Annotated in this window: 11 protein-coding genes, 1 pseudogene and 1 riboswitch; of the genes and pseudogenes, 6 read left to right on the top strand and 6 right to left on the bottom strand. The window is 39.2% G+C overall.

All coding sequences use genetic code 11. The annotated features are described in order from the left end of the window. The 6 genes and pseudogenes from F1E73_RS15215 to F1E73_RS15240 form a co-directional block, all read left to right on the top strand. Positions 1-524: PH domain-containing protein (locus F1E73_RS15215; RefSeq protein ID WP_223883462.1), on the top strand; the 524-nt coding region annotated here is incomplete at its 5' end. A gap of 980 nt (positions 525-1,504) precedes the next feature. After that, positions 1,505-2,984 (top strand): annotated as a pseudogene (locus F1E73_RS18150) (IS1182 family transposase). Positions 2,985-3,240: 256 nt separating this feature from the next. Beyond that, positions 3,241-3,384 (top strand): hypothetical protein, encoded by a 144-nt coding sequence (locus F1E73_RS15225; RefSeq protein ID WP_223883463.1) that lies wholly within the window; start codon positions 3,241-3,243, stop codon positions 3,382-3,384. After that, positions 3,384-3,692, top strand: coding sequence for a type II toxin-antitoxin system RelE/ParE family toxin (locus F1E73_RS15230; protein WP_150452417.1), 309 nt, complete (start codon positions 3,384-3,386; stop codon positions 3,690-3,692). The genes F1E73_RS15225 and F1E73_RS15230 overlap by 1 nt, the downstream gene beginning before the upstream one ends. Before the next feature lie 162 nt (positions 3,693-3,854). After that, entirely contained in the window at positions 3,855-4,580 is a 726-nt protein-coding gene (locus F1E73_RS15235; RefSeq protein WP_150452418.1) for a YqjF family protein, read from the top strand. Between the two features lie 424 nt (positions 4,581-5,004). Beyond that, a complete protein-coding gene (locus F1E73_RS15240; RefSeq protein WP_150452419.1) occupies positions 5,005-9,138 on the top strand; it encodes a PAS domain S-box protein in 4,134 nt (1,377 codons plus the stop codon). A gap of 15 nt (positions 9,139-9,153) precedes the next feature. Here the strand turns inward: F1E73_RS15240 and F1E73_RS15245 are convergent, their stop codons facing one another. The 6 genes from F1E73_RS15245 to F1E73_RS18135 form a co-directional block, all read right to left on the bottom strand. After that, complete coding sequence (locus tag F1E73_RS15245) at positions 9,154-9,384, bottom strand: hypothetical protein (RefSeq protein ID WP_150452420.1); 231 nt, start codon at positions 9,382-9,384, stop codon at positions 9,154-9,156. 122 nt (positions 9,385-9,506) lie between these two features. Next, positions 9,507-10,013 (bottom strand): DUF6557 family protein, encoded by a 507-nt coding sequence (locus F1E73_RS15250; RefSeq protein WP_150452421.1) that lies wholly within the window; start codon positions 10,011-10,013, stop codon positions 9,507-9,509. Positions 10,014-10,033: 20 nt separating this feature from the next. Beyond that, positions 10,034-10,489 (bottom strand): hypothetical protein, encoded by a 456-nt coding sequence (locus F1E73_RS15255; RefSeq protein ID WP_150452422.1) that lies wholly within the window; start codon positions 10,487-10,489, stop codon positions 10,034-10,036. Between the two features lie 73 nt (positions 10,490-10,562). Beyond that, positions 10,563-11,396 (bottom strand): 5' nucleotidase, NT5C type, encoded by an 834-nt coding sequence (locus tag F1E73_RS15260; RefSeq protein ID WP_223883464.1) that lies wholly within the window; start codon positions 11,394-11,396, stop codon positions 10,563-10,565. A gap of 404 nt (positions 11,397-11,800) precedes the next feature. Beyond that, a complete protein-coding gene (locus F1E73_RS15265; protein ID WP_150452423.1) occupies positions 11,801-12,079 on the bottom strand; it encodes a hypothetical protein in 279 nt (92 codons plus the stop codon). Positions 12,080-12,312: 233 nt separating this feature from the next. Then, positions 12,313-12,410, bottom strand: a riboswitch (SAM-I-IV-variant riboswitch). 82 nt (positions 12,411-12,492) lie between these two features. Then, complete coding sequence (locus F1E73_RS18135) at positions 12,493-12,774, bottom strand: RidA family protein (RefSeq protein WP_223883465.1); 282 nt, start codon at positions 12,772-12,774, stop codon at positions 12,493-12,495. Positions 12,775-12,855: the final 81 nt, after the last annotated feature.

A 12,855-nucleotide genomic window follows, 5' to 3' on the forward strand; every position in this document is an offset into this window, starting at 1 on the left:
GTCGGCACGATTTCTTGCCTGAAAAAATCCTAAGGGATTTCCCAGACCGAAATCATAGCCTTAACGTTGTAGGTAAGCTGAAAAAAGATTTAGAAATGAAATTTAAGAGTAGAAAAGACATATTATTTAGTGCAATAATATTCGGTATTCTTGCCTTCATTTTAGGACTAACAATTATCGGTATTCTTCAGGGAGAAATGGAGCGAAGTGAAAGATGGACTTTGATTCCAATAACTTTAGTATTAGGACTTGTTCTTTGGCTATATTTCGGAACAAATTATGAACTGAGTGATAATAATTTTATATACAGAAGCGGGCCTTTTAATGGCAAAATAAGTGTTGACAGAATAAGAGAAATAGTAAAGAATAAAACTGTTTATGTTGGCTTTAAACCCGCAACAGCGAGAAAAGGACTGCTTGTAAAATATGATAAGTACGAAGAAATCTACATTAGTCCGAAAACAAACGAAACGTTTATCAAAAAGGTTTTAGAAATGAATAGTGGAATAAAAATAACAGCCTGAGATCGGAATTGACAGACGTACGGAAAAGCCTACCTACAACAAAACCTAAACGTAATCCGGACTTTAGGGCTAAAACGAAAGGTCTGTCTATATTTACAATGTCGCTAAATCTTATGGATTTAGCTTTGGAGCAAAAAAAGAAAAAGCGAAACAATAAGCTTTAGCTTCGTGCTAAAACGGAAACGAAAGCCTTCCTTACTACCGTACTACGCTTAGTGTGCCGAGAAGTAGTGAACGGTAAAAATATTCACTACATGCTGTAATTGAGATGGTGGAAGTTGCAAAGTTGCAATTGACCCACCGAAGTCGTCTTACAGAGGATGGCTTCAAACCACTTAGAGGTGCTGTGGTAAAGAGCCATGGTGCTGAGCGTCTAAGAAAAGGTTTTGCCATGAGCAGAATCAGGTATGGATAATGGAGATGAACGAAAGTGAACCGCTGATGAGGTGTCGAGAAGTGCGTACCTCCAGTCAAAAGCTACGAAGTATGAGACGGAGTGAAAAGTAGCGTTGGAAACAATGCTGAGTACGGAGGCAATCTGTTTATTTTCCGTATGGCTGGCGTCATTCAGGTGGCATGAACATTATCCGGGCTCAATTACGGAACTCGGGAACCTGCATGGTGATGCAAAGAGAAATGCACAACAGGAACAACCTGGAGGCAGAAAATCAAGGCATTATGCAGGGGCGGACTAACCCGTAGTAGTGATGAAGCTCCTGTAATGGGAGTGGAGCAAAGGGGTTAGCTAATTTAAAAATACGATTTGCCAACTTGAAAGAGGATGAGCTTATATTTGTATGTTAAATTAGAAGAGCCGTATGATGGAAGACTATCACGTACGGTTCTGTGAGAGGCTCGGGGTGAAATTCCCCTTGCCTACTCGACGCTGGGCCGTCAGACTGTCTCAAAACTTAATAACCTTGTTGAAAACCCGTTGCATCATCTTCAGATCCAACCCCCGGCTTTTTGTAACTTAAGGTATGGAATATCAACAAGGACAAGACCGGGAGCAGTTAACACTTTACAGCACTTGTTTGGACGACATGGTTCCGCAGGACAATTCAGTTCGTTTTATCGATCAGTTTGTGGAAAGCATGGATCTGCGAGAATTGGGCTTTGATATATTGCCCGCCCAAGGAAGACCGCCATACAATCCGGCAGATTTATTGAAACTCTATATCTACGGTTATATGAACCGCATGCGGTCCTCCAGGCAATTGGAAAAGGAATGCCATCGTAACCTGGAAGTCATCTGGCTCTTGAAAAACTTAAAGCCCGACCACAACACGATTGCCAGGTTTAGGAAAGACAATCCCAAGGCCATCAAGCGTGTGTTCCGCCACAGCGTTGAGATTGCCAGGAACTTCAACCTCATTGGAGGGTTGTTGATTGCAGGGGACTCCACAAAATTTCGTGCCCAAAATTCCAAGAAGAACAATTACAACAAAAAGAAAATTCAAAGGCATCTCGAATATATTGACAATAAACTGGAAGAACACAATAAGGCCTTGGCCACGGCAGATGATGACCAAAAGGAGGAATTGCAAAAACAGGTCGGACACCGCAAACAGCAGCGCAGGAAGTATGAACAGCTTCAAAGGAAACTGGACGGGGATCGGTTCTCTGAGAACCCACAGATCTCCACCTCCGACCCGGACAGCCGACATCAAATCATAAGGGGAATGATTACCGAGGTGTGCTATACCGGCCAGATAACTGTGGACGGAAAGCACAAAATCCTGATTGACTAAAAGCTCACCAACCAAAACGACAAAAAAGCCATGGGCATGATGCTCCGTAGGGCTAAGTCAATTTTGAGAACCAATCAGTTTACCGCACTCTATGACAAAGGTTACCACACGGGCAGCGAGTTCAAAACAGTCGATAACCTGGGAATAAAGACCTTGGTTGCCATTCCAGGCATAGGCAGGGCAAGCCAGGCACCGAATCCAGCTTATAACGCAGAACATTTTCTCTATAACCGCGAAAAAGACACCTATACCTGTCCGCAGGGAAATGAATTAAACTCTAACCAAACCCAGTACAAATCAAGAAACTACACTTTTAAACAATATAAGACCAGGGCATGCAAAAGCTGCCCCGTACGTCATGAATGCACCACTGCCAAGGTCAATGGCAAGATCATACAACGAAGCGAGTTCACCCAAAACATCCAGGACAATGCTACCCGAGTCGCTCACAATGAATCAGTATATAAACAGCGACAAGCATTGGTAGAACATCCATTTGGCACCATGAAACGATCCCGAGCCTTCGGGAGGGATTTGACCACATTATGACCAAAAAGGGACTCCAAAGGGCTTCAGCCGATTTTGGCTTCATAGCGTTAGCATACAATCTTAAAAGGATGCTGAACCTTGCCAATGAAACTTCCTGGTAGGTTTGCTATGCTTCATTTTTGGTATGCAAAGGCACCTATCGCTCAAAAAAAGGCCCTAAAATTGATTTTAAAGGGCAAAGTGCAATATTTCAACTCTTTCCTGTTTACTTTTAGAACATCAAATAAAAATCCTATTTTCAACCATTAAAGGGTGGTTTTGAGACAGACTGCCGTTGTGCTTCATACATAAAATTCGTGGTTAAAGGGAATTTTTAGTAAATTTGAGTAAAGGGAATTAATATGGATATCGAAGCATCAAAAATAGAGCTCGTCAAGATAATCTTAAATATCGATAACGATAGATTTATTAAAAAAGTGACTGATTTCATAAAGAATGAAAAGTCCGATTTTTGGAACGATCTGAGCGCTGCAGAACAAGACGAAATTAAAAAAGGAATCGAGCAGTTGGACAAGGGAAAAAGAGTGCCGTTCAAGGATGTTCTAAAAAGGATTTCCTAATGGAAGTTTATCTGTCCGAACTGGCCGAATCCAAACTCGAAAAACTCGCACAACATTTATTGGAAAAGTGGAGCTATAAAGTCAAAATGGACTTTCTGGCCAAATTGACCGATAAAATAAAACAAATATCAATTCAACCTGAAAGCTGCCCGAAATCGAACGAATTTGGAGGCATTTACAAATGTGTAGTTACTAAACAAACTACCTTTTTCTACCGAATTAATTTCCAAGCAGAGGAAATAGAAATAATTACACTTTTCGATACAAGACAAGATCCTAAAAAAATTAAAAAGCAGTTACGGAAATAGTACGAAAACACAACATTGGCTATAATTCAGCGTGGCCAAATCGCAAAAAATAAAAATCCTTACATTTAACCTGGCCCGGTCCCAGCATGAAAAATCCTGCCGGATTTTCCACGCCGAAATCATACCCGTACACGTTGTGGTGCATTTAAAAACAGAACATAAATGAGTTTCTTAAAAGCAGAATGGAGAAAACTAGCGATAGCAAATTATGCTATTGACGAAGACTATTTAACTGAATTTATTCCTCCTGGAACCGAATTAGATTTATGGAATGAGAAGTGCTTTGTCAGCTTAGTAGGATTTATGTTTAAAAACACAAAACTATTAGGAATAAAAATTCCATTTCACACAGATTTTGAAGAAGTAAATTTACGCTTTTACGTAAAAAGACTTGAAAATGGAGAATGGAAACGAGGAGTTGTTTTCATTAAAGAAATTGTACCAAAAAGAGCTTTGACTTTTGTTGCAAATACTGTTTACAACGAAAATTATGAAACTATGCCAATGAGTCATAAATGGATTGAAAATAACAATTCAAGAATTGTAGAATATAATTGGACTACATCTGGAATTGAAAATAGATTTCAAGTGACAGGAAGTAAAGAAAGTTATGAAATCATTTCTGGAAGCGAAACGGAATTTATTACAGAGCATTATTGGGGCTATGCAAAAGTTAATAAAGAAAAATCAAACGAGTACGAAGTAATACATCCTAAATGGCAAGCATACAACGTGAATGATTATAAAATCAATGTGGAATTTGGAAAAGTTTATGGCAGAGAATTTGAATTCCTAAATTCTGTAAAACCAAATTCTGTAATGCTTGCAGAAGGGTCAGAAATAACAGTTGAAAATAAAAAAACAATAAAAACGACACCACAATTGTAATAGCTACGATTTCGTCTGACAGTTAAGAGTTTTTTTAGGCGTTTTGACTCTTGGAATAATTTTGGGTTAGGGGCTCGTTTGGAGCCCCTTGACCATTCCAATCGTCTAACTGATTATTCCTAACAGGTTGGTCTCCACCAGAGCCTGTTTCGCTGTGCCCAAAAAATGTTATCGTTTGTTAAAAGTATAGCCCGTAATATGCGTTAAGATTAACTTTGTGAGTTTATACCTCAGGAATGATGGGGTAATATTCGATTGGAATAAATTGGACTGAGAAATTTCGGATATAGATACTCAATACTATAACTAGGATTTCGGGGATCACCTCCATCTTTATTGGAAATATTATAAAAAGTACCGTACTTAAACGCTTGATGGATGAAAGTCAAAAGCCCTAAAACAAGCCTACCCAATAACAGCTCATATGGAATTAGAAAATGTTGGTTTAGATAAAACCCCGGGGTCAACTGGTAGTGCCTCCTGGAAATTAGAAATTGGAACGGATAATTTCTATATAGATCCTGAATTTCCCCTAATTTTAGGGTATACTCCCGAAGAATTAGAAGTAAGATCTTTAAGTGAATGGGTAAACCTAATCCATCCAGACGACAGGCATAAATTCAATATAGAGCTAGAGATTTGGATCAATAAGACGATTGCCGTGAAGGAACTGGAGTTCCGAATGGTCCATAAGAACGGTCAGGTGGTTTGGGTGCATATTACGGCAAATAGCTTAGTCAAAAAGGAAAGTGATGTCCGCACTTTCATCGAAGGTGAAATATATGATATTACGTCGGATAAAAAAGTTTGGGAGAAAATCAGTTTAATATTGCCCAAGTTTACCTCCGTGATTCGTGCTGGGTATAGCTGGCTCAGTATTTTGGATGCTCAGGGAGATGTTAGCTTTGTGAGTACCAGGTTTGGACTTAATATAGGGTACATTTCAGAGGAATTAATTGGGAAGAACTTTTTTGATCTTTTGCATCATGATGATCGGGAAGTTGCCCTATCTAAGTTTAATAAGCTTCTTAGCGATGAGCCGTATGATACAACACCTTATAGAATTCTACAAAAAGATGGCAGTTGGACTTGGATAGAACTTCTGGCCCTTGATTTACGTCAACATAAGGAGTTAGAAGGTATAGTCGTCATTGCACGGGATGTAAATGATACAATGTTTTTAAGCCATAATTTAAAGGCTTCCCAAAAAAATGAACAACTCCTATTTAATGCCAGCCCATTGCCAAAATATCTCCTGGACCTCAGTAACTATACCATTCTGGAGGTTAATGACAAGATGGTAACCCACTTTGGGTATAGTAGGGAAGAGTTAATTGGAATGGAGGCTATAAATCTTAAGCCACAAGATGAAGTGCCAGTATTCATTAATGCCCTTAAAAATTCCAAACCCAAAGAAGGAACAATTAATTACGGCGTATTTGCACACAAAAGCAAGAACGGGAACATATCCCAGTTAGAATTGGTAGGTCATAAATTAACAATTAGAGACCGTGACTGCATGTTGATTGGCTGTAACGATGTTTCTGAAAGAGAAGCGTATTTACAGGAATTAAAACAATCCGAGCGGCTGTTAAAGAATGCAGCCGAGATTGCTAAATTGGGCTATTGGAGCTTAAACCTCGGCAGTTTCTTAATTTCATGGTCAGATGAGGTGTATGCTATTTGGGGAAGAGAAAAGGAGGTTTTTCACCTTACTTATGAGAATTTTTTAGCTACGGTACATCCTGAGGACCGAGCCAAACTTGAGATAAAGAAAGGCCCTGCCGTTGATAAACATGAGAAGCACGACCTTATATATAGGGTTGTTTTACCGGATGGCACCATAAAATGGGTGCATCAAATTGGTCATCTTGTGGAGGGCCATAACCGAACAGCTGACTTTTTTGAAGGCACGGTACAGGACATAACCCAACAAAAACAGGAAGAACAGCAACTTAGGCTATTAGGATCTGTGGTGACCAATACCAAGGAAGCGGTACTAGTGACGGAAGCGAAACCTTTTGGCAAAGGTGGCCGTAAGATTGTTTATGTGAACCAAGCTTTTGTTGAAATGAGCGGGTATACGGAAAGAGAAGTCCTCGGAAAACCTGTCTCTATCTTAAAGAGTCCGAATGATGACCCTTCTAGGTTACAGGAAAGGAAAGAAGCCATGGACGCTTGGTCTGCTTTTGAAACCACATTAATCTCTAAAGATAAGGTTGGAGAGGATTATTGGGTTCACTGCGTTGTAAATCCCGTAGCCGACGAAAATGGTAAATATACGCATTGGGTTTCCATAGAGCGGGACGTGACGGAAATGTACAATGCTAAGTTGCAAAAGGAGCTATTGAACCAAATCAGTAGTTTTTTCAAAAGTGATGCAAGCATGGAGTCCTGTTTGGTAAAGGTGTTAGAGCTTTTAACTAAGCGTATAAATTACAGTGCTGGCCAGGTATGGCTATTAGGATCGGACAAATCTACCTTAACACTCACAGCTCATCATGCTGCAAAAAATACTACCCAACAACCTTTAAATAACCAGGGGGGACTTACAATTTCCGAATATGGAAAAGGACTTCTAGGTACCGTGTGGGAAACCAAAGAAATGGCCGTTTGGGACAGTATAGAAGAAGAAAAAGCCTTTAAAAGGGGTGTTTCTTCGGATGAGCATTGTCCACAGGAGGTAATAGGCATTCCCTTGATGTACAATAATGAGATGAAGGGCGTGCTAGTTCTCGGAAATGAAAATGGTTCTTATAATCCATCGTTTTATGGCAAGTTGTTTCAACAACTGAAGGCCATTTTGGGAGAGGAAATTAAACGAAAGAACTTGGAATTGGAACTTGACCAAATTTTTAAATATACCCCGGATATCATATGTAAAATTGGTGACGATGGGTACTTTAAGAAAATAAATCCGGCTGCTACTAAACTTTTAGGCTTCTCAGAGCAAGAATTCCTTTCTGAAAATTTACTGGAATTCATTCACCCCGAAGATAGGGAAGAGACCTCGGAGTATTTAAGTAGACTCTACCAAGGGGAACCACTCCGATATTTTGAAAACCGGTATCTGACTAAGGAAGGTAAAACCAAATGGCTTAGTTGGACTGCCGATCTTACCCATGAAACGGGAATTACCTATGCCGTTGCCAAGGATATTACAGAGAAACAGGAAATTAAGGAGTTGCTTAAAGAGGTAACCGATCTGGCGCTTATTGGGGCATGGGAGGTGGATTTTGAAAAGGGCACCGTGTTTTGGTCCGAGATGACCAAAAAAATTCACGGGGTAGCTAAGGATTTTGTCCCCAATTTTAAGAACATCCAAAGCTTTTATGAATATCACGAGGGAACTAATAAGTTCTTAGAGGTTACCCAAAGTGTTTTTCATGAAGGCATGACTATTGATCTGGAGATGCCGATCAGAACAGCAAAAGGCAAGGAAAAATGGGTTCGGCTTCTTGGAAAGTCAGAATTCGTGAAGGATCAATGTGTCCGAATTTATGGGAGTTTTCAGGACATCCATGAACTAAAAACGAGTCAGCTAGACTATAAAAGGACCACCGAAGAAAAAAATGCGATCTTGGAAAGTATCGGGGATGCTTTTATATCCCTTACCAACGAAGGGATAGTAACCTATTGGAACAGCCAGGCAGAAGATTCCTTTGGAATGGATCGTGAAGCTACCTTGGGGCATCATATAAAGGAAGTATTCCCTCAAATCAGATATTATAAGATTTATGAAAAAATCAACGAGGGGATTAAGAACAACAAAAAATTTACCCTAGAAGAGTACTTTCCTCGATTTAATACATGGTACGAGATAAACGCCTATCCATCTGATAATGGAATCGCGATATATGTGAAGGATGTGAGTGAGCGTGTAAAGGCAGATAATGAAATTAGGCTCACCAATGAGCGTTTTGAAAAAGTGGCACAAGCTGCCAATGATGTAATTTGGGATTGTGATATATCAAAAAACACCATATTTCTAAGTGAATCCTTTAAACTTCTTTTTGGCCATGAAATAACGGATGATACAGAAATCCTTCAGCTTTGGAAAAGTTTGGTACATCCCTTAGATAAAAAAAGAGTATTTAGATCCTACTACAAAAAGATGCAAAATCCCAAGTCTTCCGTATGGGAATGTGAATATCGGTTGTTAAAAGCAACCGGGGAGTATGCCTATGTATGGGATAAAGCCACTGTTATCAGGGATGCGGATGGCAAAGCCACCAGAATGATCGGTGCAATTACCGATATAACCATGCGAAAAACCTATGAAGATTCCTTAAAACAGCTCAATAACGAATTGCAGGAACGCGCCCTTAATATAGAAGCGCAAAATAAAAAATTGAGAAATATAGCCTGGACGCAGTCTCACGTGGTACGAGCTCCGTTGGCTAGGATAATGGGGCTTATAGAGCTACTCAATGATGGATTGGTACCAGAAGAGGAGAAGGAGGAGTTGTTGGGCCATATTTATACTTCAGCAACGGAATTTGATGTAATTATTAAAGATATAATAGACCAATCTAATGCTTTGGTGCCCAGGGAGTAAGATTGTGCCAACCATTTATAGATGGTTCACGGTTCTATGAAAATCCAATCGCATTTCATCGGAAAGCAGGGCAACATGTTTTTTTAAATTGGTCCTGTCTTTTCTTAGGTGAAATAAGAAACACAAATGCAAGAGGAAAGCGTGTTCATCAAAAATTTCCTCATACCATTCCCTAGTAGCATCGGGTAGGTCTACAATATCAATCAATTCTGCCTTGGAGGGGTTGTAGTCAAAAATAGTACGCATAGGGTTAAATATAATTAAAATAGGTTTTGCTTTTTGTTCGCTGAGGTCTAACACACGCTGTGTAAGAGGTAGTTAGTGACGGCTGTGTATGTGGCCCAGATGGCGCCCTATCCCTAGATGTTTTAAGATTCCCCTCTTATTTTGAGCCATTCCTCTACGGATGCATTGATTTCTTCCTGCTCCTCCTTGGTCATGGATTGCCGCTTTTTTCTATTTTTCTCAATGCTTCGGATTTGTTTTTGGATTGCTTCTTCGGAAAAACCTACAAAGGTCATTTCCAAAAGACAATGGACTATAATTTCCGTCGCTGAAAAAGATGCTAAACTCTCTGGGTGTATCTCCATACCCAACCATTCTTGCCAAAGGGTGAGTTCTAGCCCCTGAGGGTATGACTCTTCCTCTGCTTTTGGATTCTTGTGCAGTCCGGAAACATCTATATATACTTCATCTTCGGTGCTTACGGATTTTAATAGAATCCAATAGTCCGAAGATTCTGGCTCCAATACTTTCAACTTTTTAAAAACCCTTCCATATTCTTCAACATTGTTTTCTGCTTCAGGGTTTATCTCACTAAAACTGGCTAAGATAGATGGCCAGGTAGTATCTGCTACTAGTTCTTTTAAGGTCATGGTTGGCTCTTTTATATTGGTTATGGTGATGAATAGTTGGTTATCTCTAAAAATACTTCCGGATATTGCAAGTAAAAGCTCAGGGGCATTAAGAGGTCGGTTCTCGATTTCATACGGAGTAACTCTATATGGAAATCCCTATTGCTCCGGAGCATACTACGCCCCAAATAAACCACCGTATTTAAACTTTCTTCTTTGCTGAATTGTCGGATTTGACGATTTCGCTCATTAATTTTATCAAGAAAAAAATCGGCTGTATTTTCATTAAAGACTGCTCTGATTTTTTCATACTCATTTTCTAGAGACGCTAGTTTTTGCTCATAGGATTCCCTGCCTTTTTTGAAATACCACGATTTATTGGAGGAATCTTTTAGTTTTTGTTTCAAAATAGTATAGTCTACTACGATAGAAACAAGGCAGGATTGGTTTTGCCCGTTCCCTAATATGTCTGCTATTTTATGAAGTTTCAACGGCATGGTGCTGCTATAGGGTTATATTTTAAATTTCTTCCCAATTGAATAGTAAACGGAAAAAATAGGTTGTTCTAGGTTATGCAAAATTCTTTAGGTAGGCACGCACTGCTTTCCAGTCTTCAAAACCTTTTCCTTTTTCACCAAAGTGAATATGTTTCCCTGGAAACTTTCCGGCACCATTTGCTGTGCGATCATCAATGAGAAAATCGCCCCTTACCAAATGTTTATTATGCGAAAGAATCAATCGTTTATAAGCAACTTCAGGGAGGTGTTTCTTTACCCACAAGAGTTTATCGTGCCAGGCGGAAGGATTTTCCCAAGGTGCAGTAGATAGAATATAGGTGTCAAAGTTTTCGGATAGCCACCGATACGAGTCTATAGCCCCTTCATAGGGATCCATTAAGGCAAAAATACCGGGAACCTCGTCTAATCTACCTGCAAAAGTTGCTCTTTCTTCCTTAGAAATTCGGTCAATACCCGATTGAAAATCCACCAATACATTATCCATGTCTACAAATACGATTTGCTTGCCGTTTTTTCTTTTTAGTTCCAAGAGTTCCTTATAGTTTTTGGTTTGTCGTACTACCTCCTCGCAAAACTTTATGCTGCTGTTATCCATAGCAAATCCGATAGCGTCTAGCGGAGGTATCCCAAAGGCTTCCCGTTTCTTGTTTACTCGCTCTGTGTAAGCGCTGGACATTGGGTTTTTTCCCTGTTTCCGGTCTTTGGAATCTGTTCTGGAATCTGTCATAAAATCGAATTCTTCCCCAAACAATGCCAGATGCAATTCCCTGACCTGAGTTGCAAAGTCGGTAGGTCTTTTTTGAATGTCTTTTAGGTTTTCTAGCTCATACTTTGTTAAGTGTTCTTGATAGTTACGCAATATGTTTCCCAAGGTTAGTGTTTTCATAGTTTATTAAGGTTAAATATTAGTTATTAATTGATTAATTTTTAAAATAGTGCCTTGCTGGCCTAGACAACGGTACTGCGTATCGTCTATCCCCTATTAATATCAGGAGACAATAAGCATAGAGCGTTTACAAATCTTGTGTATTTGTGTTAACAACCACACATTACCAGATTTCGCTAACAGATGGGTGCTAGTCCTATTTTTTCAGTGTTAAGCTCATTGTTTTTGTACCTTCGCCAGCTTGGGCAGGTTGCTATTACCTAAGGTGATTTTCTCTGACAGTAGATTAATATAAGACTAGGTTTTTTCTTTTGATTTTAGGTCTGTCAACATCTTTTCATGGTTTATTTAGGTTGGTTATTTCAGTTAGCTGCTCATAGGAATAATACAGCTACATGGCCTATTTATTGTTCCTTGTGTTTGGGCGAGTTCTTTATAATCGCCTCACAAAATTTTATGGAGGTATCATCTGGATTATACCCGTTTTCAGTTAGCGGACTTACCCCTAGGGTAGCTCGCTTTTTGTTCATCTTATTGGTATACTTTTGTCGCATTGGATTTTTCCCATTGGCTCTATCAGACTTATCCCAACGGGAATCGTAGATCCTATCCGTCTCCTCATGAAACAGCAAGCCTTGTAGTTTCTTAGCGTCCGTACTACCACGAATATAAAATTTGGACAACTAAACGTAGGTGTGGTCCTTAAGGAGAGGTCTGTGTTCGTTTAATAAATCATTGAAGGTCAAATTTGTCATAATAAAATATATTTAAGTTAATAATTGCATTAACATGCCTTTGACAGAATCGTTCAGTACAAACGCTTGCATCTTACTAGAGGCTGTTTTTGTTTATACCTAAGGTATCTGTGCGTTGTTTTATTAAAACATTACAACCCGATAAATACTCTAAATTGTGGAAAATCACATATTTTTCCTAAAAGTAGGCTCATCGATTTTAGCACCTTCGCCTGTATGGGCAGGTTGCTATCACTTAAAGTGATTCGTAATGAATACTCAATATAATGATAATTAATGAATATTCCTACAAAAATCGAATCGTTTGTTGCTTACTCTTTTAAAACGGCTTTGTTTTTTAGCTACTGTATTGGTAGAGGACCAAAAATTAGCGGAGCTATAGAAATCGTAAAGACATTGATAACACATAGTAGTTCCGTTGCATCAATTTGAACCAACGCATCCATAGGAATCGCTGAAACGCCCGCTACGGTTCTGGCTGGAAGATTACTTTTATAATAGGTGGTGTAAACTTCGTTTACTGCATTTAAATCTGCGATGTTTTTAAGTTGGATATTTATTTTAAGCACATCGTCATAATGTGATCTAAACTTTCCAGGATAACCTTTATGTTTATTAGGCACTGTACTGTCTGCACCTTAATCGGACGTATTAAATTGATATCCAATACCGATAAAAAAGCGTACTTTGTTAGTGTTGTTTAC

Origin of the sequence: Arenibacter lacus (assembly GCF_008711145.1) — a bacterium.
Classification (GTDB): Bacteria; Bacteroidota; Bacteroidia; order Flavobacteriales; family Flavobacteriaceae; genus Arenibacter; species Arenibacter amylolyticus.